At 31.8% G+C, this 25,142-nt stretch carries 19 protein-coding genes and 1 tRNA gene; 12 read left to right on the top strand and 8 right to left on the bottom strand.

Annotated features, from left to right (window positions below):
• The first annotated feature begins 28 nt into the window (after positions 1-28).
• From nhaC to LY08_RS04715, 4 genes are all read left to right on the top strand, one after another.
• On the top strand, positions 29-1,495 hold the full coding sequence (gene nhaC / locus LY08_RS04730) for a Na+/H+ antiporter NhaC (protein ID WP_111659279.1): 1,467 nt from the start codon (positions 29-31) through the stop codon (positions 1,493-1,495).
• Between the two features lie 145 nt (positions 1,496-1,640).
• A complete protein-coding gene (locus LY08_RS04725) occupies positions 1,641-2,285 on the top strand; it encodes a peroxiredoxin (RefSeq protein WP_111659278.1) in 645 nt (214 codons plus the stop codon).
• Between the two features lie 135 nt (positions 2,286-2,420).
• Positions 2,421-3,350 (top strand): restriction endonuclease, encoded by a 930-nt coding sequence (locus LY08_RS04720; protein ID WP_111659277.1) that lies wholly within the window; start codon positions 2,421-2,423, stop codon positions 3,348-3,350.
• 189 nt (positions 3,351-3,539) lie between these two features.
• The gene (locus tag LY08_RS04715; RefSeq protein ID WP_111659276.1) at positions 3,540-4,034 is read left to right on the top strand and encodes a hypothetical protein; all 495 of its coding nucleotides are present in this window, start codon (positions 3,540-3,542) and stop codon (positions 4,032-4,034) included.
• A 94-nt stretch (positions 4,035-4,128) separates the two neighbouring features.
• Here the strand turns inward: LY08_RS04715 and katG are convergent, their stop codons facing one another.
• Complete coding sequence (katG, locus tag LY08_RS04710; RefSeq protein ID WP_111659275.1) at positions 4,129-6,357, bottom strand: catalase/peroxidase HPI; 2,229 nt, start codon at positions 6,355-6,357, stop codon at positions 4,129-4,131.
• Between the two features lie 221 nt (positions 6,358-6,578).
• On the opposite strand from katG, the gene tpx reads away from it, so the two are divergent.
• The 6 genes from tpx to ribB all read left to right on the top strand — a co-directional run bounded on the left by tpx (position 6,579) and on the right by ribB (position 13,547).
• Positions 6,579-7,085 carry a thiol peroxidase gene (gene tpx / locus LY08_RS04705; RefSeq protein ID WP_111659274.1) on the top strand — a complete coding sequence of 169 codons (507 nt, stop codon included), beginning with the start codon at positions 6,579-6,581 and terminating at the stop codon, positions 7,083-7,085.
• The gene (locus LY08_RS04700) at positions 7,078-7,446 is read left to right on the top strand and encodes a diacylglycerol kinase (RefSeq protein WP_111659273.1); all 369 of its coding nucleotides are present in this window, start codon (positions 7,078-7,080) and stop codon (positions 7,444-7,446) included. The genes tpx and LY08_RS04700 overlap by 8 nt, the downstream gene beginning before the upstream one ends.
• 61 nt (positions 7,447-7,507) lie before the next feature.
• Positions 7,508-9,910 carry a DNA translocase FtsK gene (locus LY08_RS04695; protein WP_111659272.1) on the top strand — a complete coding sequence of 801 codons (2,403 nt, stop codon included), beginning with the start codon at positions 7,508-7,510 and terminating at the stop codon, positions 9,908-9,910.
• A gap of 12 nt (positions 9,911-9,922) precedes the next feature.
• Positions 9,923-10,558, top strand: coding sequence for a LolA family protein (locus LY08_RS04690; protein WP_111659271.1), 636 nt, complete (start codon positions 9,923-9,925; stop codon positions 10,556-10,558).
• Between the two features lie 6 nt (positions 10,559-10,564).
• The gene (locus LY08_RS04685; RefSeq protein WP_111659270.1) at positions 10,565-12,343 is read left to right on the top strand and encodes an LptF/LptG family permease; all 1,779 of its coding nucleotides are present in this window, start codon (positions 10,565-10,567) and stop codon (positions 12,341-12,343) included.
• Positions 12,344-12,392: 49 nt separating this feature from the next.
• A complete protein-coding gene (gene ribB / locus LY08_RS04680) occupies positions 12,393-13,547 on the top strand; it encodes a 3,4-dihydroxy-2-butanone-4-phosphate synthase (RefSeq protein WP_111659269.1) in 1,155 nt (384 codons plus the stop codon).
• A gap of 76 nt (positions 13,548-13,623) precedes the next feature.
• Here the strand turns inward: ribB and LY08_RS04675 are convergent, their stop codons facing one another.
• The 4 genes from LY08_RS04675 to LY08_RS04660 all read right to left on the bottom strand — a co-directional run bounded on the left by LY08_RS04675 (position 13,624) and on the right by LY08_RS04660 (position 19,859).
• On the bottom strand, positions 13,624-17,370 hold the full coding sequence (locus LY08_RS04675) for a DUF3857 domain-containing protein (protein WP_111659268.1): 3,747 nt from the start codon (positions 17,368-17,370) through the stop codon (positions 13,624-13,626).
• Positions 17,371-17,394: 24 nt separating this feature from the next.
• Positions 17,395-18,588, bottom strand: coding sequence for a DegT/DnrJ/EryC1/StrS family aminotransferase (locus LY08_RS04670; RefSeq protein ID WP_111659267.1), 1,194 nt, complete (start codon positions 18,586-18,588; stop codon positions 17,395-17,397).
• Positions 18,589-18,690: 102 nt separating this feature from the next.
• Positions 18,691-19,158, bottom strand: a complete 468-nt coding sequence (locus LY08_RS04665; RefSeq protein WP_111659266.1) for a thioredoxin family protein — start codon at positions 19,156-19,158, stop codon at positions 18,691-18,693.
• Between the two features lie 71 nt (positions 19,159-19,229).
• Entirely contained in the window at positions 19,230-19,859 is a 630-nt protein-coding gene (locus LY08_RS04660) for an NAD(P)H-dependent oxidoreductase (protein ID WP_111659265.1), read from the bottom strand.
• A gap of 198 nt (positions 19,860-20,057) precedes the next feature.
• Between LY08_RS04660 and LY08_RS04655 the strand changes: the two genes are divergently transcribed.
• Both LY08_RS04655 and LY08_RS04650 read left to right on the top strand, forming a co-directional pair.
• Positions 20,058-20,142, top strand: a tRNA-Ser gene (locus LY08_RS04655).
• 128 nt (positions 20,143-20,270) lie between these two features.
• Positions 20,271-22,640 (top strand): hypothetical protein, encoded by a 2,370-nt coding sequence (locus tag LY08_RS04650; RefSeq protein ID WP_111659264.1) that lies wholly within the window; start codon positions 20,271-20,273, stop codon positions 22,638-22,640.
• Between the two features lie 56 nt (positions 22,641-22,696).
• Here LY08_RS04650 and LY08_RS04645 read toward each other — a convergent pair whose 3' ends face one another.
• From LY08_RS04645 to LY08_RS04635, 3 genes are all read right to left on the bottom strand, one after another.
• Positions 22,697-24,073 (bottom strand): sugar porter family MFS transporter, encoded by a 1,377-nt coding sequence (locus LY08_RS04645; RefSeq protein WP_111659263.1) that lies wholly within the window; start codon positions 24,071-24,073, stop codon positions 22,697-22,699.
• Between the two features lie 137 nt (positions 24,074-24,210).
• Complete coding sequence (locus tag LY08_RS04640) at positions 24,211-24,666, bottom strand: pyridoxamine 5'-phosphate oxidase family protein (protein ID WP_111659262.1); 456 nt, start codon at positions 24,664-24,666, stop codon at positions 24,211-24,213.
• 22 nt (positions 24,667-24,688) lie between these two features.
• A complete protein-coding gene (locus LY08_RS04635) occupies positions 24,689-25,072 on the bottom strand; it encodes a hypothetical protein (protein ID WP_111659261.1) in 384 nt (127 codons plus the stop codon).
• Between the last annotated feature and the right edge of the window lie 70 nt (positions 25,073-25,142).

Genomic DNA, 25,142 nt, shown 5'->3' with positions numbered 1-25,142 from the left:
ATTACATCTCTTAAAAAAACTAACTTAAATGCAAGACGATAATCTTTCCGAATTTAAAGCTAAAGACCAAAACATAGTTGAAAACAAAGAATTAAACATCTGGGAAGCCTTAATTCCTGTAGTTTGTTTAATGGCTTTATTGGCTTATAATATCTTTTTTGTTGAAGGACAGGAGTGGTTTGGAGCGTATACCAATCAGATTATTTTATTGATGGGAGGAGCTATTGCAGCAGGTGTTGGATTTTTTAATAAAGTCTCTTTATCTGTCATGGTAAAAGAAATTTGGGAAAACCTAAGAAGCGTCTTTGTCCCTATTATGATCTTATTCTTAGTGGGTGCATTAGCTGGGACTTGGTTGGTAAGTGGTATTATACCTGCAATGGTTTATTATGGATTACAAGTTTTAAGTCCAGAGATATTTTTACCAGCATCGGTTATTATTGCTGCTATTATCTCTATTGCTACAGGAAGTAGTTGGACCACCTCTGCTACAGTAGGTATTGCATTAATTGGTATTGGAAGTGCTTTAGGTATCAATCCAGGAATGATTGCAGGTGCTGTAATTTCTGGAGCTTATTTTGGAGATAAAATGTCGCCTTTAAGTGATACTACAAACTTGGCTCCTGCTATGGCTGGAACAGATTTATTTACGCACATTCGTTATATGACCTATACTACAGTTCCAACAATAATTATTACGCTTATTGTTTTTACCATTTTAAGCATGACTATTGATACTACAGGTAGTGCAGACATTAGCGGTTTACTAGCTAGTATAAAAAACACCTTTAATATTACTCCATTGTTGTTTATTGTTCCAGGAGTAGTTATTGGGTTAATTCTTTTAAAAACAAAACCATTACTAGCCTTATTATCTGGAGTGGTATTAGCAGCAATATTTGCCTTTATTTTTCAACCAGAGGTTTTAGAAAGTTTAAACGCATCAAAATTTGGAGCTGTAACAAATGCTGTTTTAACAGATACAAACATAGCTACCGATAATGAAAAATTAAACGAATTATTCAGTTCTGGAGGTATGAACGGGATGCTTTGGACCATCTATTTAATTTGTTGTGCTATGGTTTTTGGAGGTATTATGGATGCAATTGGTGCCTTATCCAGAATTACAAATGCCTTACTTTCTGTTGCAACCACTGTTTTTGGTTTATTTGCCAGCACAGTTATAAGCTGTTTAGGATTAAACGCTATAGCGTCAGACCAATACTTAGCATTGGTTATTCCTGGGAAGATGTTTAAAAAAGCCTATGAGGATAAAGGTTTAGCACCAGAAAACTTAAGTCGTACGTTAGAGGATTCTGGTACTGTTACCTCTGTGTTAATCCCTTGGAACACTTGTGGTGCTTACCAAAGTGGTGTTTTAGGTGTTGGAGTTGCCGAGTATTTTGTCTACGCCATTTTTAATTGGCTAAGTCCATTTACTACCTTGTTATTTGCAGCTTTAAATATTAAAATCAGACAATTGGCTTCAAAATAAAAGCTAACTCACTCATTGTCAATAGTTATCATTTTTATTGATTTTATGATAAAGATTTCACATTTTTTTAATGTTCAAAATCGGGATACTACACTATCTTTGCGCCTTGAAAAAATAAATCTTTAATTATAAAATTTACAATACAATGACATTAGTAGGAAAAAAATTCCCTAACCTAAACGTTACTGCAACTGACAAAACTGGTCAAAATCAAACGATTAACATTTTAGAAGAAGCACAAAAAAACAATAAAAAAGTGATCTTATTCTGGTACCCAAAAGACTTTACTTTTGTTTGTCCAACAGAATTATATGCTTTTGAAGCTGCTGTAGCAGAATTTGAAAAACGTAATACTATTGTTATTGGTGCGTCTTGTGATACGCCAGAGGTACACTTTGCATGGTTAAACACACCAAAAAACCAAGGTGGTATCCAAGGTGTTAGCTATAAATTAATTGCAGACAGTAACCGTAATTTAGCCTCTACATTAGGTATTTTAGATATCACTAACGAGACTTATAACGAAGAAACTGGTGTTGTAACCGTTGAAGGTGATAACGTAACCTACAGAGCGACTTATTTAATTGACGAAGAAGGTACTGTATTTCATGAAGGCGTAAACCATATGCCTGTTGGAAGAAACGTCTCAGAATTTTTACGTTTAATAGATGCTTATGCACACGTACAAGAAAACGGAGAGGTATGTCCTGCAAACTGGCAAGAAGGAGATAAAGCTATGACAGCAAACAGAGATGGTGTTGCCGAGTATTTAGCAGCACACGTTAACTAAAATACACACTGTTAATAACTATAAAAACCACTTTGCGATAGCAAGGTGGTTTTTTTGTTTAAAACAATTATATTTACATTAATGATAACAAAAGTTGCCTTATAACTTGTTGTAATGCATTTGAAACCAAACTAAATGGCAATACCAAAACACGATGAAATAAGAGTTCCAGTAATGGAATTATTAAAACAAAACGGGACAATGAAACTACGAGACTTCATTGAACCATTGTCAATTCATTTCGGACTTACTGACGAAGAAGTTAACGAAATGTATCCTTCTGGAAATGGACATATTTTTTACGACCGAATTTCTTGGGCTTTAAGTTATTTAAATATGGCTGGACTTTTAGATAAACCAAAACGAGGAATGTATAAAATCAATAATTCTGGAATTGATTTATTAAAAACTCCAAAAAAAGTTGACAATTACATCGAACAGCAACTTGAAAAAAGAGAGCCAACTAGACAGAAAAAAAAGACAACTGAAGAACAACTTACAATAGATGATTCTTCATCGGAACTAACACCTCAAGAAAAATTATACTCTTCATTTTCAAATATTAGAAAATCTGTATACACAGATATTCTGAATACTATTCTAACAAAAACTCCATCAGCATTTGAAAAATTAGTTGTTCTATTACTTCAAAAAATGGGTTATGGTGGAGAAATTGAAAATTCTGGACTTGTGACAAAAGTCTCGAATGATGGTGGAATTGACGGAATAATTAAAGAGGATGTTCTTGGACTAGGTCGAATTCATATTCAAGCGAAACGCTATAAAATAGACAGCTCAATTGGACGAGAGGAAATACAAAAATTTGTTGGTGCATTAGCTGTTGCGCAATCAAATAAAGGAGTTTTTATTACAACTTCTTATTATTCAAAAGGAGCAATTGAATATGCAAATAATTTAAATGGCTCTACTACTTTGGTTTTGATAGACGGAAAACAACTTGCGGAATATATCTATGATTATGGACTTGGAATGCAAGTTGAACAAACAATAGAAATTAAAAAATTAGATGCCGATTTTTGGGATTCAATGAAAGATGATGAATAAAAAAAACGCATTAAAATATTACCTATAAGTAATTACTTGTTCTCGCTTATTTTGAAAATTCCTGCGGAATTTACAACTTGGTATACTTGCAAAGTTAAATGCTAAACCACGCAACTACTCCATAACAAATCAAGGATTCATGTAATTCTTCATTAAAAGACAAAAAGTTTTGTTACATAGAATAAAAAAATGATTGAAAATTTAAATTATGAAAAAGCTTCGGACAGAGAAATACTTCTTTACACCTGTTTAGGAGAGGCTTTATGCGCTGTACAAATACTCGAAGATGCATTAAGTCATGCGATTGTTTTAAAAAAAACTGAACCTAATCAAAAAGACATAGCTAACACAATTCTAAAAAAACAGCAAAAATATACTCTTGGAAAAGCAATTTTTTTAGCCAAAAAAGAATCACTACTTCCGGAACCTTTGATAAAGGAAATGATTAAAATTCGAGATGAAAGAAACTGGCTTATTCATGAAAGCGTTATTGAAAATAAAGAAGACTATAAATCAAATAATTTCTTTAAGCGATTATCTGAAAAATCAAAATTTATTGTACTTAAAGCAAATAAATTACAGGTTACTATTGAACTAGATTTAATTAGATACTCTGAAAAAAAAGGAATTGACACTTCTAATATTAGAAACTTTATTTGTAAGCATTATGGACTAAACTTTTGACCAAAAACAACTGCAATGCACAACATCCATAAATAACAAATAAAAAAGACCCTATTTTTTAATAGGGTCTCTTTTGTTATACTAAAGTTTAATACTACTTTAAATCAAAGCGGTCTGCATTCATCACTTTGGTCCATGCAGCAACAAAGTCTTTTACAAACTTGTCGTTACCATCATTAGCACCATAGACTTCTGCAATCGCTCTAAGCTCTGTATTAGATCCAAAAATTAAGTCTGCTCGTGTTCCAGAAAATTTCATAGCTCCTGTTCTGCGATCGCGACCTATAAATTCTTTCTCTTCTGGTGTTGCAGCTTTCCAAGTAATGGCAAAATCTAACAAATTGGTGAAGAAATCGTTGGTTAAATGCTCAACATTTTCTGTAAACACTCCATGTTTAGACCCATCATAATTAGCACCTAACACTCTAAGTCCACCCACTAAAACCGTCATTTCTGGGATAGATAATCCCATTAAATTGGCTTTGTCTACAAGTAAATCTTCAGCTTTAACGTTTAGATCAGATTTAATATAGTTTCTAAACCCATCTGCTAACGGTTCTAAGTATCCAAACGATTCTAAATCGGTTTGTTCTTGTGTGGCATCACCACGTCCTTGAGCAAACGGTACAGAAATGTTGTGACCTGCATTTTTAGCTGCTTCTTCGATTCCTGCATTTCCTCCTAAAACAATTAAATCTGCAATAGAAACGTCGCCACTAAAATCGTTTTGTATAGCTTCGTAAGTCTTTAACACTTTATCTAATTCTGCTGGATTATTCACTTCCCAACTACGTTGTGGCTCTAAACGTAGACGTGCTCCATTGGCTCCACCACGTTTATCAGAGTTTCTAAATGTTGAGGCAGAAGCCCAAGCAGTAGTTACTAATTGAGAGATGCTTAACCCTGACGCTAAAATCATTTTTTTAAGCAATGTGATATCTGCATCACTTAGCGTATAATCTACTGTTGGAATTGGGTCTTGCCATAATAATTCTTCTTTTGGCACTTCTGGACCTAAATATCTGTGTATTGGTCCCATGTCACGATGCGTTAATTTGTACCACGCTCTAGCAAATGCGTCTTCAAATGCTTTATGGTCTTTATGGAAACGCTCAGAGATTTTTCTGTACGTTGGATCCATTTTTAAAGCCATATCTGCAGTAGACATCATTAGCGCTTGCGTACCATTTCCTCCTGCTTTTGGTGCCATTTTAGCATTGGAAGCAGCAGTAGGTGTCCATTGGTGTGCACCTGCTGGGCTTTTTGTTAATTCCCAATCGTAATTTAATAGCACATCAAAATACTCGTTATCCCAACGTGTTGGATGTGGTGTCCATGCACCTTCTAATCCACTGGTAATGGTATCATCTAAGACACCAGTTCCAAAGTTGTTTTTCCAACCTGTGCTCATTTCTTCAATGGTAGCTCCATGTGGTTCTGGACCAACATGTTTATCTGGATCTGCAGCACCATGCGCTTTACCAAACGTATGTCCACCAGCTACTAAGGCTACTGTTTCTTCATCGTTCATAGCCATACGACCAAAGGTAATTTTTATATCGTGTGCCGATTTTAATGGGTCTGGTTCTCCGTTTGGACCTTCTGGATTCACATAGATTAATCCCATGTGTACAGCACCTAAATGACCTTCTAAATCACCATCGCTAGTATCGTAACGCTCGTCATTATCTAACCAACCCGTTTCACTTCCCCAATATATATCTTGTTCTGGTTCCCAGGTATCTTCACGTCCTCCTGCAAAACCAAAGGTTTTAAAGCCCATAGACTCTAATGCACAGTTACCTGCCAAAATCATTAAATCTGCCCAAGAGACTTTTTTACCGTATTTCTTTTTTATAGGCCATAACAGTAAACGTGCTTTATCTAAGTTTCCATTATCTGGCCAACTGTTAAGTGGTGCAAAACGTTGTGATCCCGAACTAGCTCCACCTCTACCATCTCCTACTCTGTAAGTTCCTGCACTATGCCAAGCCATTCTAATCATAAAAGGACCGTAATGTCCATAATCTGCAGGCCACCAGTCTTGAGAATCTGTCATAAGATCTATAACATCCAGTTTAAGTTCGGCATAATTAACACTTTCAAATGCTTTAGCGTAATCAAAATCGTCTTCCATTGGATTGGAGCTGGTTCCATTTTGACGTAAAATATTTAGCTTTAATTCGTTTGGCCACCAATCGCGATTACTTGTTCCTCCACCAGCAGTCCATTTTTGGTCACCGCTTAAAAATGGGCACTTTGCTGCGTTAGAATTATTGATATCCCAAACGTTTCCGTTATCAGAATGATTGTTGTTTTCCATGTAGTAATGATTTTATATTAATTATCTCTAAAATTAAACAATTAATGCGTTCTATTTACATTCAAAAATTGATTGTCATTATAAATTAATAGTTTTTAGTTATACCAAAACAACTTCTTAATAATCGTATGTTATTCTTAAGGTGAAAAAAATTATAGAAATCTTAAGTTTTATTCTTTTTATAATGTCTATTTTTAAATTTCAATTTAAAAACTAAAAAAATGGCTAAAATAACATTAGGTGGTACACCTGTTGAAACTTGTGGAGAACTTCCAAAAATAGGCACAAAAGCGCCAAATTTCACCTTAACAGTAAGTGATTTATCCACTCAAAAATTATCAGATTTTGAAGGACATAAAGTGGTGTTAAATATCTTCCCAAGTGTGGATACAGGTGTTTGTGCAGCATCCATTAGAGCATTTAACAAAGAAGCTGCAGAAATGGAAAACACTAAAGTATTATGTATTTCTAGAGACTTACCATTTGCTCAAGCGCGTTTTTGTGGTGCAGAAGGTATTGAAAATGTTATGATGCTTTCCGATTTTAAAACTGGTCAATTTGGAAAGGATTATGGTTTAGAGTTTAGTACTGGAAACTTCCAGGGATTACACTCTAGAGTGGTGATTGTGTTAGACGAAAATGGTATTGTAAAATACACAGAACAAGTACCAGAAGTTGGCGAAGAGCCTAATTATAAAGCGTCGCTTTATGCCTTATTAGATGAGTAAAAAGGAACACTTTATAGTGAATCGGTACAAAAGTATTGGGTATGCCTTTAAAGGCATGCTCTTGCTTTTAAAGACGGAAGCTAGTATAAAAATTCAATTTGTCATTGCAATTATTGTTACCCTTTTAGGATTCTATTTACAGATTTCTACTACAGAGTGGATTATACAGTGTTTTGCAATAGGATTAGTCATGAGTATTGAAGGCGTCAATACTGCTATAGAAGCTATTGCAGACTTTGTGCATCCAGAATATCATGAAAAAATTGGGTTTATCAAGGATGTGGCTGCAGGAGCAGTATTTATTGCCTCTATTGCTGCTTCAATAATCGGATTAATTATTTATCTTCCTAAGCTATTTTAAACAATTATCCATTAGGATAAACGTTAAGTATTTGTATTTTTACGCAAACTAAAAACCAGTAATGCCAAAAGCAAAAAAACAAACTAAAACTAAAAAGACAATTAGCCTCAAAACACCTAGTTTAAAACTGAATAGTCAGCAAAAATTAGTGCTTGGAAGCTTTTTAATTATTTTAGGTGTCTTGTTTTTTATTGCTTTTTTATCGTTTTTATTTACTGGACAAGCCGATCAAAGTACACTCACAGAATTTACATCTAGAGACGTTGACACCAAAAATTGGTTGAGTAAATTAGGTGCTTGGATTAGCGACCTGTTTATCCAACGTGGTTTTGGTATTGCCTCATTTATATTTTCTGGGTTAATCTTTTTATCTGGTGTCTATGTCCTAATGGACCTAAACAAAGCAAAACTGCGTAAACATTGGTTTTGGGGAATTTTAGTAGTAATATGGTTATCTGTATTCTTTGGATTTTTTACCCATAAAAATGATAGCTTAAGTGGTGTCATTGGCTTTGAAATAAACAGCTTTTTTCAAGATTATATAGGTAAAATAGGCACAGTGTTTTTATTGGCATTTGCCTTTATTAGCTATTTGGCAATTCGATTTAAGTTTACGCCTCAACGCATCGCTTCGTTATTTAAAAGTGCAAAAAAAGAAATTAAAGATGATTTTAATGATGAGTTTGTCCCTATTGACAACACACATTCTGAAGAAGCAGAAGCTATAAAATCTGCTTTTGAAGTGGATAAAGACATACAACCAACCATATCTAACCATTCTAAATTAGATACGTCTACCGAATTGAATATTGAGGTTGAAGAGCCTAAAATTAAAACTGAAATAGTTACTCCTAAAATAGAAATTGAAGAACCTAATGTTGAAATTGAAGTAGAAGATGTTAAAGAAGAACTCTCTGAAACTGACAATTTAGCTAACAAATTAGTGGAAGACTTTGGGCAATTTGATCCTACTTTAGAATTGGGGAATTACAAATTTCCGCCTTTAGATTTATTGAAAAAGTATGATAATGAAGGGGTTACAATTAATCAAGAAGAGCTTGAAGAAAACAAAAATAAAATTGTAGAAACCTTAAATAACTACAAAATTGGTATTGCTAGTATTAAAGCAACCATTGGACCTACAGTTACGTTATATGAAATAGTACCAGAAGCTGGTATACGTATTTCTAAAATTAAAAATTTAGAAGACGATATCGCATTGTCATTATCGGCTTTAGGTATTAGGATTATTGCTCCAATTCCTGGTAAAGGAACCATAGGTATTGAAGTTCCAAACAAAAATGCGACTATCGTGTCCATGCGCTCTGTTATTGCGTCACAAAAATTTCAGAAAACCGAAATGCATTTACCAATAGCTATTGGTAAAACCATTAGCAACGAAACTTTAGTTATTGATTTAGCTAAAATGCCTCACTTATTAATGGCTGGTGCTACTGGACAAGGTAAATCTGTTGGGTTAAATGCTGTACTAACGTCCTTGTTATATAAAAAGCATCCAGCTGAAGTTAAGTTTGTTTTAGTAGATCCAAAAAAGGTAGAATTAACCTTATTCAACAAAATAGAAAGACATTATTTAGCCAAATTACCGGACGAAGCAGAAGCTATTATTACAGACAATACTAAGGTTATCCACACGTTAAACTCGTTGTGTATCGAGATGGACAACCGTTACGAGATGCTTAAAAACGCCTTGTGTAGAAATATTGTAGAGTATAACAAAAAGTTTAAAAACCGTAAGTTAAATCCAAACGAAGGTCATGCCTATCTGCCTTACATTGTTTTGGTAGTGGATGAGTTTGCCGATTTAATTATGACAGCAGGAAAAGAAGTTGAAACACCTGTTGCACGATTAGCACAATTAGCGCGTGCTATTGGAATTCATTTAATTATTGCTACGCAACGACCATCTGTAAATGTTATTACAGGTATTATTAAAGCTAACTTCCCAGCACGTATTGCCTTTAGAGTGTCTAGTAAAATAGACTCGCGTACTATTTTAGATGCTGGTGGAGCCGACCAGCTAATAGGTCGAGGAGACATGTTATACACGCAAGGAAATGATATGACACGTATCCAATGTGCATTTGTAGACACACCTGAAGTAGAAAAAATAGTAGACTTTATTGGTGCGCAAAAAGCCTATCCAGACGCTTATTTACTACCAGAGTATGTTGGAGAAGAGAATGGCACAAGTCTTGATATAGATATATCAGACAGAGACGCTCTGTTTAAAGACGCTGCCGAAATTATAGTAACAGCACAACAAGGATCGGCTTCTTTATTACAACGTAAATTAAAATTAGGTTACAATCGTGCAGGTCGAATTATAGACCAATTAGAAGCAGCTGGAATTGTAGGTGGTTTTGAAGGTAGTAAAGCAAGACAGGTGTTAGTACCAGATTTGGTAGCTCTTGAAGAACTATTAGAAAACGAAAGACAATAAATTAAATTTAAAATGAAAAAATTACTTGTATTATTTTTATTAGCAACCACTTCTATTTTTGCACAAGATAAAGAAGCAAAACAACTATTAGATGACGTGTCTGCAAAAGCTAAAAGCTACAATAATATCTCTATTGATTTTAAATATGTTTTAGAAAATACAGAAGAAAACATCAAACAAGAAACCAAAGGTGATGTTGTTATGGAAGGTGAAAAATACCGCTTAAACATCTTAGGTATTACCCGAATCTACGATGGTAAAAATGTGTATAGCATTAGTCCAGAGGACGAAGAAGTAACTGTATCTAAAGGAAGTGACGAAGACGAAAACACCATTACACCTAGTAAAATGTTATCGTTTTATCAAGAAGGATTTACTTATAAAATGGATATAGTTCAGGATGTAAGTGGTAGAAAAATTCAGTATGTAAAATTAACTCCTATAGACTCAAACTCTCAAATTAAGTATGTTTTATTAGGTATTGATATTAAAACAAAGCACATCTACAGATTAATTGAAACCGGTAAAAGTGGTACCAAAACAACTTTAACTGTTAATTCTTTTAAAACTAATGAGCCTTTATCAAAATCCTTATTTACCTTTGACGAGAATAAATACAAAGATTATTACATCAATAAACTGGATTAATTCTAAGTGAAAATATTAGATAGGTACATATTAACTACATATCTTAAAACTTTTATCAGCGTGTTTGTTATACTCATGCTGATTTTTGTTTTACAAGCTATATGGTTATACATTAAAGAATTAGCAGGTAAAGATCTTGACTTAGTGACTGTACTTAAGTTTTTAATGTACATAACGCCTACTCTAATCCCATTAATTTTACCCCTTACTATCCTATTAGCCTCCATTATGGTTTTTGGGAATTTTGCTGAAAACTACGAGTTTGCAGCAATGAAATCCACAGGGATTTCCTTACAACGTGCCATGTCTGGCTTAGGTATTTTTATTGTTGGATTGTCTGTATTAACGTTCTTTTTTAGTAATAATGTTATCCCTTGGGCAGAATACAATAGCTATAATTTAAGAAAAAACATTGCCAAAGTTAAACCTGCTATGGCTATAGCAGAAGGGCAGTTTAATGATATAGGCGAAACCTTTAATATAAAAGTTGAAGAAAAAAGCGGTGAAAATGGTAAACTGCTAAAAGGCGTCACTATCCATAAAAAAAATAATAATCGCTTTGCTGGAAACAATGTGACCATAATTGCTAAACGTGGCGAATTAGCTAGCGAGGAAGACTCCAACGTTTTAAAATTAATTTTATACGATGGTTATTACTATGACGACACACCTCCTAAAAAGATGTCTGATCGTAAAAAAAATCCGTTTGTTAAAAGTGAGTTTAAAAAGCATATCATGAATATTGATTTGTCCGAATTAAATAATATTGATTTAGACGAAAAAAATATTGACAATAAATACACTATGCTGAATGTAGCAGAGTTAAACTACACTATAGATTCGCTTAAAACACAAAGGAATAATGTGGTTAAAGAGTTTTCAAAATCGTTGTATAGTCGTACTAATTTAGAAACTTTAAACTTGACCATAAATCCTAAAAAAGACTCTATTTATAATGGAGAAATTTTAGACATTTTTGAAACCAAACGTAAGATTCAATTATTAGACTATGCCATAAATACAACCTCAAGTACCAAACAAATTATTAAAGCAAAAGCAGATAACTTAAAAGCTAGTAGCTCTTGGATTTTTAAACATGGCATCCAGTTACACAAAAAATTTGCTTTAGCAGTTGCTTGTATTATCTTATTTTTTGTTGGAGCACCATTGGGAGCATTAATCAGAAAAGGAGGTCTTGGCTTACCTATGGTTATTGCAATAGTGTTGTTTTTAACGTATCACTTTATTGGGCTTTTTGCAGAAAATAGTGCCAAAAATGGTAACCTACATCCTGCTCTATCAGCTTGGTTTTCTACTTTAATTATGTTGCCTTTAAGTATATTTTTAACCAAACGTGCCACACAAGATCGAGGGTTATTTGAATTTGACCACATCACTGTGCCAATCAAGAATTGGTATAATAAAAAATTTGGATCATCAACTAAAATTATTGAAACTGAAGAGCAGCTTACAACTTCAATACAATTACCAGAATCTGTAAAGACCAGTTATACATTGCTGTCTAAAATTAATATGGTTAGTTTTAGTATTGCATTGGTGTTATTCATTTTATACTTTGTGTTTAAGAATAATAAATTACCGCAAGTCGCATTAGCTGGAATACAAATAAGTGCTATTTCTTATATCGTTTTCCTATTTAATTATATAAAATCGTATTTCACTTTTACCAAAAAAATTACTAAAGAAAACATCTTGTTTACTATTATTGGTTTGGTTTTCTATCCAATCACTCATTTTTCTAGACGTCAAAAAATCAAGTCTTAGTTTTCTGCAACTAATAAAATGCAATATCTTTGCATTTCAATATCATACTATGATTACTACAAAAACAGCACGACAGACTACATTTAAGTTAAACACCATAGAAGAGGCTATCCAAGATATTAAAGCTGGAAAGGTTATTATTGTGGTTGATGATGAAGATAGAGAAAATGAAGGTGATTTTCTTGCAGCAGCAGAATTAGTAACGCCAGAAATGATAAATTTTATGGCAACACATGGTCGTGGTTTAATATGTACACCATTAACAGAACACAGATGTGAAGAGCTAGATTTACACATGATGGTTACTAATAACACAGACCATATGGAAACTGCTTTTACTGTGTCTGTAGACTTAAAAGGTCATGGTGTAACTACAGGTATTTCTGCAGCTGACAGAGCAAAAACAGTACAAGCATTAATTAATCCAGACACAAAACCTTTTGATTTAGCTAGACCTGGACATATTTTTCCGTTAGTTGCTAAAGAAGGTGGTGTATTAAGACGTACAGGACATACAGAAGCTGCTATAGATTTTGCCAGATTAGCGGGTTTACAACCAGCAGGTGTGATTGTAGAGATTATGAATGAGGACGGAACTATGGCGCGTTTACCTCAGCTCATAGAAGTGGCTAAAAAGTTTGATTTAAAGCTTGTTTCTATTGAAGATTTGGTAGCTTATAGAATGGATCACGATTCATTAATTGTTAAAAAAGAAGACTTTGACATCCAAACTAGATTTGGAAGTTTTAGATTAAGAGCTTACCAACAAACTACTAACAACCAAGTACATATAGCATTAACAAAAGGCGATTGGACAAGTAACGATACTGTTTTAACTAGAGTAAATTCTACTTTAGTAAATAACGACATATTAGGTACACTAACTAACAATGCAGACAAGAAATTGGATGATATGTTTAAGGTTATAAACGAAGAAGGTAAAGGTGCTATCTTGTTTATTAACCAACAAGCTGCATCAATGAATTTGTTACAACGCTTATCTGTACTTAAAAAAGAACAAAAACCAAATACCATTGTTAAAGCTCCTGCAATTGCAATGGATAGCAAAGATTTTGGTATTGGTGCACAAATCTTACACGATTTAAATATTCATAAATTAAAACTAATCTCTAACTCGCAACAAACTAAACGTGTTGGAATGATTGGTTATGGATTAGAAATAGTAGACTACGTAAACTACTAATTTCTATAAAGTTTATACTAAATAAAAAAAGCTCCAATTATTTAAAATTGGAGCTTTTTTAATGCATAATGGTTAATTATTTATAACCTATAAATGCTTCTTGTGCATCTAATACATTTTGAACATAGCTTTTAAATCCAGCATAATCCGAAGCTTTAATTCGGTCTATAGATGGTGTTGATTTAATAACTACTTGTAATTGGTTGTCTTTAACTTTAGTATAAGAAATACTGTATGAATGATCTTTAAATGTAAGATTTACATTTTCAGGGATTTCTGTAAACTGCTGTCCTTCTTCTATATTAATGGTGTAATCCACTTCATATACGTCCATGTTTTCATATAACATATAATCTATGTCATGCTCACGTGTTTCAAGACTCACAATACTACTTGTGTAAGGGTTAGAAACTATAGGCAATTGCAATACACTGGTAGACCCAATTTTATTTATCTTTTTATTTAGGGTCATGTCTGAGGTATATTTAATTAACATATCATCATTTATACGCTCGATATTACTCACACTATTTAAAACAAAATCATCCTCTAGCCTATTATCGTAATCATCATAAATAGTTTTTTTAACCACTTCTGCATTAGGTTCTGAAAACACACTAGAGTAATAAGAATTGATATGTCCTGTATATTCAGAATCTATTACCATACCTATTTTATCTTTTTTAAGATTTAGTGTCACGCTATTTTTAGAAATAGCAGTTTCTCTGGACAAGTTTTCTAATCTAAATAAATCATAAGTTTTAGTGTCATTTCTGTCTAAAGGAATTTCTAAGCCAGTTGCACCTCTTAAAGATGTTGGTAATGATTTATACGGTAAATACTTATCTGTTAATTCTAAAAATTGGTCTTTACCATCTATTTTAACTTTAGCAATACAGTGATTAAAGTCAGTACTTGGTAATACTAAGCTATTGTATCCGTAATCTGAGGTTAAAACAAGTACCAAATTAGCTTCTAATTCTGCTTTCTTAGCTAGAGTTACAAATAAGGTAGAAAAGTCCTTACAGTCTCCTAAATTAGTTTTTATAGTTTTAGATGGTTTTTGTGGTACAAATCCACTTTGTCTAAAACTAACATAACTATAAGTAAAGTTATTACGAATGTAATTATAGATAATTTTAGCGCGCTCGTCTTCCGATAATTGCTTGTATCCATCAGGAAATAATGTATTAAACGTTTCTTCTACAGTAGAATTAACTTCCATAACACTTCTAACTAAATCTGAATACCAAATTGATATCTCATTCCAGTTATCTATGGTACTTAAATGGATATACTCTGCAATATCACTATCGCTAGGCATATAATCTTCACCTTGTGGTAATCCAGGATTGTCTAAAATGGTCCACTCGTATAACTTTGAGTCTCCTTTACTAGAGATTTTTGGTTGTGTATTTCCGTTTACACTTTTATAATTTAACTTATAATCATTAGGTGTAATAATTTTAATAGAAGACGATAATGTTGGGTGAAAAGAGCCTAACATAAAACGGTCGGAATATGTTTTATAAAAACGTCCCGTTTTTGAAAACGAATATTCGTAATCTAAATAAATAACATCTCCTACAGACAAGCCATTAAAGACAAAACTAGATCCGCTTTTATCTGCAGGAACAATGCTTTTATCCTTTTTTACAATTTCAGATTTATTGATATTATAATTACCGCTTAATCCTAAATCGTATTCTTTAAAACGCTCAACTCCATTGTCTGAGGTAATTTCATAGATAAATACATATCTGTAATTTCCACCACCTTCGCTATATAACTCAACAGTGCTATTATCGTGTAAAATATTAAACCCATAGTTATTGGTTGTAATGTTTCCGCGTCTTTCGTCAATTAAATCATAGGCATCTTCGATAACTAAATCTTTTAAAACATTATTTTCATTATTTAAATCTTTTAGCTTTTTTCTTAAAGATTTATCGTTACTGTTATGAGATAATGAGGCTTCATAAGCTACAATAGCTTCTTTCTTTTTGTTTAGCTGAAGTAACGCATCTCCCTTTAACTCTTGAAACACAAACGAATCTGGGAAGTTCTCTAACCCTTGATCGATATATTTTATAGATTCTTTATATTTCTGGTATTTATGAAGCTTGTTGATAATTGATCTTAAGTAGTAATTGTCATTACCTAAATAATCTATTTCATTAGACAAAATCTTTATAACCTTGTCTTTTTGGTTACGTCTGTCATAGTAGGTTACCAGTTTTCTAATGATGGATAAATCAAATTTCTTTTTAGCTAAATTTTCTAATATACTAATGGTTTTATCATCCTCTTCAAATAAGGAAGCATATAAAGCAGAGTAACGCAAAATAAGCTTAACATTACCATCTGCCATTTTCATTAAATTGTCTAGATTTTTTCTAACCTTAGCTTTATCTTCTTTTCTAGCATTATAGATAAAATCTGCGGTTTCATGCATCATTTCTAAATCTATAGCTTTTTTTAGTTTTTCAAGATATTCTTCTAAATCGGATAAACTCATACGTGTTAACTCGTCAAACACTATTACCTTCATTAAAATAGGAAGGTAATAATCTTCATCATCAAGTTCCATATTAGTATTAATCTCTTGGATACTTGTATAATCTTCTTCAAGAGAATACACAGAGGTCATTATTTTTCTAATCAAAGAACTTTTAGGGTATTTAGCATAAAAAGGCGCTAATACTTTTTTAGCTTCTTCGTATTTAGAGTTTCTTAAATAGGTTCTTGTCAAGCAATATGCATTAAAAAAATCATCAGGATTTTGTTGTAATTTATCTTTAAAAAACACTTCAAAATCATTGGTAATTGTCTCTGCATTTAACTGGCTTGCTGTGCTAGAATTATAAGCAGCATAAGTTGCACTATCCTTTAAACTATTATTGTGTGTCCCATCAAGATTCATAGCACTTACAATAAAGTAGCTACCATAGTCACTTTCTGCAGTTTTAATTAACAATCTATTGTTACCTTTTGGGATGGTTACTTTAACTTGGTAAGCATTTAACTCGGTAACTACATCTTGATTATTTTCTAAAATCAAAACATCATTTAACCATAATTTAAAAGCAGAACCGCTACCTATGCGCAGTATAACTGTCTCATCTTTATCTGCAGTTAAAAATGTTTGTGCATAATTTACACCTCTACCGTATTCTTCATGGTTAGTGAAAAATTGGTAAGCTTCATTGTTGTTTTTAGACGTGTACCAGTTTACAAATCCATTACTTTCAGCATCAAATGGTTGACTGCTTATGGCTTTAGTTTCTGGACCATACTCACGATCTAATCCACTTTTATTTAAATTTTCGAATACTCCACAATATTGCCAATTTTTAATAGAATTAATATCATCCATTTTGGCTTGGTAGGTTTTCCACTTTCCGTTATCTCTAGCCAAAACCGACTCTAAATAAACAATAGCATCTTTGATGGTAGTGTGAGTAGGGTTTGCTTCTGCTACTTCTCTGATAGCTCCAATGTTTTTATTGTTAAAACCTGTCTCTAAATACGTATTAAACAGGTAATTTTCATTCCAAAGAGCATACAAATAGTACTGATAATTGTCTTGTTTTAAAAACGCTGGTAAAAATTTATCGTTGGTGTTAAAACGTCCATTTTCAATACGCATTAACTCGTTGATAACAAGATTTTCAATAGTGTTTGTAGGTTTAATTTTTTTAAGTGTTTTTTCTGCTGAAACTCTATCGTTAGACAATAGTTGTTCCCAAAATTGATTGTAATTATCTTGGGCTAAAGCCGAATAAAAACAAAGTGAAATACAGATTAGAAATAGTTTTTTCATTAAAGGGGTTTTAAAAATTAATAATTAAAGCGAACGATTTATAGCGTCAACCATTAGTTGAGCGCGTTGTTTGACTTGGTCTTCTGTCCAAGACAGTTTTATTAAGCAAGATAAATTACGACCAATGTAATTATCTGATGCGGTAAAAGTTTTGGTTTTAAGGTAAGACATACCTTCTTTTACTTCTTTTGAGATTGGATAAATAGATTTTAAGTTAGTTAAATGCTCCCATTTTCTAACATAATGCCAATTATTGTCGTAATAATGAAAACAAGCATCAACACCATTGTCTTTAAATGAAGCTGCAACTTTTCTGGTAGTCTCTAAATCTGGAAGAAAAAAGTTTAAAAACGCATAGCTCTCCTCACCTCCTTCTGGGACTCTTCTAAAGGTTACCTCAGGAATTGTTGATAAGGCCTCTCTTAATATGGTATAGTGTTTTTTCTGTACAGCTATAAAATCTTTTAATCGTCTTACTTGTGCTAATCCTACAGCAGCACTTAATTCTGAAATTCTGAAATTATAGCCTAAATACGGATGTAACTCTGCTCCTCTATCGTTACCAATATGATCATGTCCATGATCTGTAAACTGATCGGCTAATACAGCGTAATCTGAGTTATTAGTCACTACAGCTCCACCTTCGCCACAAGTTATAGTTTTTACAAAATCAAAACTAAAACATCCTAAATCTCCGTATGTCCCTAAGTATTTTCCTTTATAAGTCCCACCAATTGCTTGGCAAGCATCTTCTACAAGTTTTAAATTATTAGCAGTACAAATAGCTTTTAAAGCGTCTAAATCTGCCATACTACCACACATATGAACAGGCATAATTGCTTTTGTTTTTGGGGTAATAGCTTGTTTTACAGCTTCTGGATTAAGTGTTAGTGTATCATCAATATCAACTAAAACTGGGATAGCTCCTAGCATCATGACCGCTTCAAAACTAGCTACAAATGTAAAACAAGGAATAATTACTTCGTCTCCTGCTCCAACTCCTGCTAATGCCAATGCAACAGACACTGCTGCAGTACCATTAGTAACTAATTGTGCGTGTTTAACTTGTAAAGTGTGTTGTAATTCTTTTTCTAAAGATTGGGCTTTATAATGTCCATTGCGCATAGCATCAAAACCATAACGCATTAAAACACCATTGTCTAAAACATCTTCTACTTCTTTTCGCTCTAGTTTTCCAAAGCGTTCAAATCCTGGCATTTATTAAATATTGGTTAAAAATCAAATCTAAAAGAAATAATGCAATAAAAAAAACGTCTAAAAATAATTTTAGACGTTTTTAAATATTGTGATTAATTACAATTAGTAATTTTCTAAAATAGAATCTATGAAAGCAAAATGCCTATCGGTTTCTCGTAAAAATGTATAACCAGATAATTCGCCAATAATATTTAGTTTATCGTTTAACGCTACTAAGTTAGGATACCCTCCAGAAGCATTGTATTTACTAACTACTATTTTATTTTTTTCTTTTTGTTCTTCTGTTATAATATCGGTGCGTCTTGGCATGTCAATCATTAACAGTACAAATTGTTCTGCTTTTTCTTCAAATTTTTCAGTATTAAAAAAGTCTTGTTTTAACATTTTACAAGGTGCACACCAATCGCTTCCTGTAAAATAAATAAGAATTGGTTTATTAGAGGACTCAGATTCTGCTTTGGCTTCACTTAGATCTGTTAGCCAATTTAAATTTGAGTTAAATTCTTCATCATCTTGTGCATGAATAGAAAATGAAACACATAGAGCAAAAAGAAGTAGTAATTTTTTCATTTTAAAGAATGTAAAGCTTTACAAAAATATTATATTTTATAAAATAACAATAATCTTGCCATTTTATTGTGTTACCACATGATAACGCTTTCTTTAATTGGTTTTCTAACTTTTTTAAGCTCTGCCATAAAATCGTCTTCAGCACGATAACCAATGGGCATTACTAATACAGATTTAAGGTGCTTGCTATCTAATTTTAACATTCGGTCATATTCTTCAGGAATAAAACCTTCCATTGGGCAAGCGTCAATATTTAATAAAGCACAGGTAGTTAACAAATTTCCCATTGCTAAATAGGCTTGTTTTGTGGCCCAGTTTTCTTTTTCAAGTTGGGTTTTAGATTTAAAATCTTCAATTAAAAAAGTTTTAAAGGGACTTAAAATATCTTCTGGAGTGTCACGTATATCTTTTACTCTATCAAAATAGTTAATTACAAATTCTGAGTCCATTTCTGTTTCTATACAAAACACTAAAAGGTGTGACGCCTCTCCTACTTGTTTTTGATGAAAAGAATAAGGAATCAATTTTGATTGTAATGGTTTATCCTTAATAATAAGTAATTTAAGGGGTTGCAAACCATAGGATGTTGCTGTTAAATTAAAAGCTTCAGATAAAATATTAATGTCTTTATCTGAAATAATCTTGTTGGCATCAAAGCTTTTAGTTGCGTAACGCCAATTAAGCTGTTTTAATATATCCATAGTTTAATTTTGTACAAAAATAAAACTTAAGTAGCCAATAATGATTAAAAGACAAATAGATTTAAATTATAATACTATTAAAGTTTTAAAAAGTTGGTTTTCATATTTTTAAAAAAAATCACATTTTTTATTTGAATAGAACTAAAAACCTATCTATATTTGCACTCGCATTTGGAGAATATCCAATGAGGCACTCAAGGAGAAATGGCAGAGTGGTCGAATGCGGCAGTCTTGAAAACTGTTGAGGGTCACACCTCCGGGGGTTCGAATCCCTCTTTCTCCGCAAAACATTAAAATCACAACGAAAGTTGTGATTTTTTTTTGTCTTAATATTTTGAATTGGATTTAAATTTTGTTTTACTTTGATATAGTAAATATGTAATTTACATAATTAATCCATCTATCAATTTTATGAGAAAACTACTCCTTTTTTATTTTGCATTACTTTTTTGTTCTGCACAATCGTTCTCACAGAATTTAGATAGTTTATATATTAATTACTTTCAGGATACAAGAGAATTACCATATTTACATTTAAACAAAACTAGCTTTTTAAAAGGTGAAGACATCTGGTTTCAAGCCTATGTTTTAGAACAAAATTCAAATTTATTACACCCAACAACGTCAAATCTATATGTTACCCTATTTGACGAGTTAGGAAATAAAAAAGAGCAACATCTAATCCATATAAAAAATGGAATTGGATATGCTAACATACCAATAGATTCTACATTTACTAAAGACGACTACTACATTAAAGCATCAACCAATTGGATGCGTAATTTTAATGAAGACCATTCTTTTACTCAAAAAATATCAATTCTATCTGATCAAAAAAACAAAAGTAAATCTCTTAATGAAGAAGATTTTTTTGAATTTAAACTCTTCCCAGAAGGCGGTCATCTTCTTGCCAATACCATTAACAATATTGGCATTCTTATTAAAAATGCCAATAATCAAGGAGTTAAAATTAAAGAAGGAAAAGTTAAAACTGCATCTGGAGAAATAATTGCAGAATTTGAAACCAACCTATTAGGTTTTTCAAACGTAAATTTGAAAATAAAAGATAATGAGATTTACACTTTTGAAGCAACACTATCTAACGGAACGGTTTTAAACAAAAAAACGACATTACCTAAGCAAACAGGAGTAACAATTAACACACTACCATTAGATGATTCCTTTGTTTTAAATATTTTAACTAACAAATTATCTTTAAATCAATTAGCAGATAAAAAATATCGTGTATTGATACACAATACCAGAAGTTTCAAGAATATATTTTTTGATTTTAACCGCAATGATTTAACCTATGCGTTAGTATTACCAAAAAGTGAACTTTCTAAAGGTGTTAACATAATTACCATTTTTAATGATAATAATGCACCTATTCTAGAGCGACTGATATTTAATGAGTTTGTGGAATTTGACAACCCTTTATTGATTACAAATTCTAAAGCAAAAAACGATTCAATTACCACAACACTAACAAATATTTCAAACGAAAAAATAGTGCTAAGCGCTTCTTTTTTACCTGCAGAAACTAAAGCGTATAAGCCTAATAGTAACATTAAATCTCAAATTCTTCTTAATCCCTATATAAAGGGTGTTATTGAAAATCCGCAATATTATTTTAACAACAATTATAAAGATTTAGACTTGCTATTATTAACTCAAGGTTGGAGTAAATACAGCTGGGATAATATATTTAATAATGCTACAGAGAAGAATTATAGTTTTGAAAATGGTATAGATGTAACCGCAACTTTTAATAAAAAAATAAAGTCTAATCAATCTGTTTTAATGTTTTCTAAAGAAAACAATTTAGTTAGACAAATTACAAACACACAAACCCCTTTAATATTAGAAAACACCTTTATTAAAAAACATAGTACCATAGATTTTGGGTTAAGAACCAACGATAATATCTTTAAAATATCACCATCCCTATCGTACAGCAACACCTATATTAATGAGACTTTCAATTCAAGTAATATTACTAATGATAAAACAATCGAATTAGAAGTTGCAGGGTTCAGTAGCATTTTTGAAGATTATACATTATTAGATGAAGTCATTTTGGGTTCTAATAAGCGAGAATTAGAGAATAATCCTTATGGCGCTGTGTCTATGTTAAGAAGCGCGAAAATGGAAAATATAATGATTCCGTCTGGTGAAACTATTATTGAGTTTTTAAAATTTAAAGGTTACGGATATTCTACTGCAACTGGATTTTCACCAAGGGGATTGATTTCGGATAACAGACAAATTAATTCATATGACTCAGAAGGCGCTATTACTGGGACTACTTCTGCAAGCGGAAATGAGGATAATGAAGGATTTAAACGTCCAACCGTAAGAGTTTATTTAGATGATAAAGAAGTTACATTTAATCTTTGGGTGATTGAAAATTTAAATACAAATGCTGTAAAAGAAGTGTTTTATGGAAGAGATCCAGGTCAACTAGGAGAAGTCATTTATATTTACACATTATTACCTCAAGAATATGCTTCTAATAGCTCTAATTTCTCTACAATTAATTTTCCTGTAGGTTTTAGTACAGAAAAGCAATATTATTCTCCTAAATACCCTTCTTATGCCAATTCTACTTTTAGAGAATTTGGTGCATTATCCTGGAAACCTAATATGGTCATTGAAGCTAACACCTCAAAAAAAGTGACTATTCCTATTTACTATCAAAATGAAATTAAACTATTTATAGAAGGTGTTTCTGAGTCTGGAGGATTAATTTCGGAAACACAACTATTAAACATTGATTAATAACAAAAAAAAATCACAACGAAAGTTGTGATTTTTTTATATAAATTATTGTAAAATTATTTCCAAAATCCTTCAATCTCTTCTAGAGATTTTCCTTTGGTTTCTGGTATAAATTTATAGGTTACAAATACAATTATTAAAATAAAAGCTATAAATATAAAATATGGTAACGACCCGTTCCATGGTGCACTATTATTAGTTTCGCTACCCATAACCATAGGGAAAGATTGAGATACTACATAATTTGCTGCCCATTGTGCAGCTACAGCTACAGACATAGCAACACTTCTAATTTTGTTTGGAAACATTTCTGATAATAACACCCATACTACAGGTCCCATTGATAATGCAAAAGAAGCAATAAATAGCAACACTCCTATTAAAGAAATCATTCCAACATTTTGTTGTTGTAATGATATACCCAACAATAAAAATCCAACAATCATACCCACAGATCCAATGTATAATAATGGCTTACGTCCAAATTTATCTACCGTAAACATGGCTACAAAAGTGAATACTAAATTGACAAACGCTAATAATATTTGCTGTGCCAAGACATCTTCTTTACCAAATCCTAATGCTTTTTCAAAGATATCTGCTCCGTAATATAATACTGCATTAATCCCTGTAAATTGTTGCAACATAGACAACACTGTACCTATAGCAATAATTACTAAAATAGCTTTAGAGAAATAACTCACCTTAATACCATCATTACTTTCGTTTAAAGAGTCTTTGATTTGCTTCATTTCTTGTAAAGCTTCAGTTTCTCCATTAATTTTATTTAAAACTAGTAACGCTTCATCATCTTGTCCTTTTAATGCTAACCATCTTGGACTTTTAGGTACAAAAAATAAGAGAATTAAAAATAAACCACTAGGTATTAATTCTGACCAAAACATACGACGCCATCCAAACTCAATATTTTCAGCTTCTGTTAGATTATTTCCTATGTAATAGGTTGCTAAAAACACAACAAAAAAGCCTATCACAATAGCTAATTGGTAATAGGTAACCATTCGTCCTCTTATATTTGATGGTGCTATTTCTGCAATGTACATTGGCGCGTTCATAGAAGCAATTCCAATACCTAAACCACCTAATATTCTAAAAAACACTAACATGCTTACCGATTGTGGAAACAGTTCAGGTAAACCTGAGCCATAAGCTGATAATGTGAAAAAGATAGCAGATATAATCAATGACCATTTTCTACCTATTTTAATACTTAAAGGTCCTGCAACTATAGCTCCGACAAAGCATCCTAATAATGCACTACCAACAACCCAACCTTTTAATCCATCGCTTAAACTAAAATGCTCTGTTAAAAAAAATTGCGCGCCATTTATGACACCTGTATCATATCCAAATAATAAACCACCTAATGCAGAAACTGCAGCAATTAAAAGTAGAAAAACACCTTTTTTCATGTATTATATTTTTAAAGTTAGTTCTTCAATATAGCATTAAATGACTTTAAAAACTTTAAAAAATCAAGATGTATGGTTTTTGTATAGGTGTATAGTTTATTAATAATCTGTTAAACATCCTTTAAACTTAACTTCTATCAGGCATTTCTTTTTTTACCAGTAATTTCTTCAATTTTAATTAAAAAAACTGCTGGAATATTATCGTCGTGTTTTTTACTGGAAAACTCATCTATAAAACTTGCTTTTTTATGCTCTTTTTCTAGAATAATATCTTTAACTCCCAAAGAAAATTTATGCAAATAGGATTTAGCATCACTTCCATATTTTTGTTCAAAAATACCGTGCACTAAAACAGATTTCCAACTAGTAACATGTTCTATGTTACTAATTTGTAGACAGACTTCTGGTTTAATTCTAAGTGCTTGCATCTTATGTCCATCTGCAGAGTAACAAATTATAGCATTAATCTCTTGATCATAATAATATGTGATAGGCACGACATAAGGACTATTTTTATAAATATAGCCAATATGTCCTATGTAATTATTTTCAAGAATGTATTTGATTTCTTTTTCTTCTAAATTTTTAAACATGTTTTCTGTATTTATAAATTAACTAATCCTTATTTAATTCTATTTCTAGTTTGGCTAATAGTAATAGTTCCGACTTATTAGTTTTTGCAAAACTTGATGCAATAGCTATTGCAGTGTCTTTAATTTTCTTTTTAATTTCCTCTGAAAAAAGGTCTTGATTTGCTTTTTTAAATTGTGTAAAACTCTTAAAACATTGTTCTGAAGTATACTCTCTATCGTCATTTAGCCAATGAAAAGCATCAACCATTACAACAGCATCTTTACTATTATTCCATAGATTATGTACTGCTTTTTTTAAAGCTTCAATTTCTGAATTTTCAACTACTCCATCAGACATAGCTATGGCATAAAATAATTTACCAAGATTCTGATAAAGTTGCTGTTGTAAATTGGTGCTATTTGACATACTTTAAATTTTACCAATTAAAATTAAACTTTTTATTATCAACTATTTATGACATTAATCAGAAAATTTA

Source organism: Olleya aquimaris (assembly GCF_003259525.1).
GTDB classification, from domain to species: Bacteria; Bacteroidota; Bacteroidia; order Flavobacteriales; family Flavobacteriaceae; genus Olleya; species Olleya aquimaris.
This window is presented reverse-complemented; position numbering and strand designations above follow the sequence as displayed.

Bases quoted from the DNA above. Each gene is read 5' to 3' on its own strand.
- nhaC (WP_111659279.1), top strand. From the start codon at position 29: ATGCAAGACGATAATCTTTCCGAATTTAAAGCTAAAGACCAAAACATA.
- LY08_RS04725 (WP_111659278.1), top strand. From the start codon at position 1,641: ATGACATTAGTAGGAAAAAAATTCCCTAACCTAAACGTTACTGCAACT.
- LY08_RS04720 (WP_111659277.1), top strand. From the start codon at position 2,421: ATGGCAATACCAAAACACGATGAAATAAGAGTTCCAGTAATGGAATTA.
- LY08_RS04715 (WP_111659276.1), top strand. From the start codon at position 3,540: ATGATTGAAAATTTAAATTATGAAAAAGCTTCGGACAGAGAAATACTT.
- katG (WP_111659275.1), bottom strand. From the start codon at position 6,357: ATGGAAAACAACAATCATTCTGATAACGGAAACGTTTGGGATATCAAT.
- tpx (WP_111659274.1), top strand. From the start codon at position 6,579: ATGGCTAAAATAACATTAGGTGGTACACCTGTTGAAACTTGTGGAGAA.
- LY08_RS04700 (WP_111659273.1), top strand. From the start codon at position 7,078: ATGAGTAAAAAGGAACACTTTATAGTGAATCGGTACAAAAGTATTGGG.
- LY08_RS04695 (WP_111659272.1), top strand. From the start codon at position 7,508: ATGCCAAAAGCAAAAAAACAAACTAAAACTAAAAAGACAATTAGCCTC.
- LY08_RS04690 (WP_111659271.1), top strand. From the start codon at position 9,923: ATGAAAAAATTACTTGTATTATTTTTATTAGCAACCACTTCTATTTTT.
- ribB (WP_111659269.1), top strand. From the start codon at position 12,393: ATGATTACTACAAAAACAGCACGACAGACTACATTTAAGTTAAACACC.
- LY08_RS04675 (WP_111659268.1), bottom strand. From the start codon at position 17,370: ATGAAAAAACTATTTCTAATCTGTATTTCACTTTGTTTTTATTCGGCT.
- LY08_RS04670 (WP_111659267.1), bottom strand. From the start codon at position 18,588: ATGCCAGGATTTGAACGCTTTGGAAAACTAGAGCGAAAAGAAGTAGAA.
- LY08_RS04665 (WP_111659266.1), bottom strand. From the start codon at position 19,158: ATGAAAAAATTACTACTTCTTTTTGCTCTATGTGTTTCATTTTCTATT.
- LY08_RS04660 (WP_111659265.1), bottom strand. From the start codon at position 19,859: ATGGATATATTAAAACAGCTTAATTGGCGTTACGCAACTAAAAGCTTT.
- LY08_RS04650 (WP_111659264.1), top strand. From the start codon at position 20,271: ATGAGAAAACTACTCCTTTTTTATTTTGCATTACTTTTTTGTTCTGCA.
- LY08_RS04645 (WP_111659263.1), bottom strand. From the start codon at position 24,073: ATGAAAAAAGGTGTTTTTCTACTTTTAATTGCTGCAGTTTCTGCATTA.
- LY08_RS04640 (WP_111659262.1), bottom strand. From the start codon at position 24,666: ATGTTTAAAAATTTAGAAGAAAAAGAAATCAAATACATTCTTGAAAAT.
- LY08_RS04635 (WP_111659261.1), bottom strand. From the start codon at position 25,072: ATGTCAAATAGCACCAATTTACAACAGCAACTTTATCAGAATCTTGGT.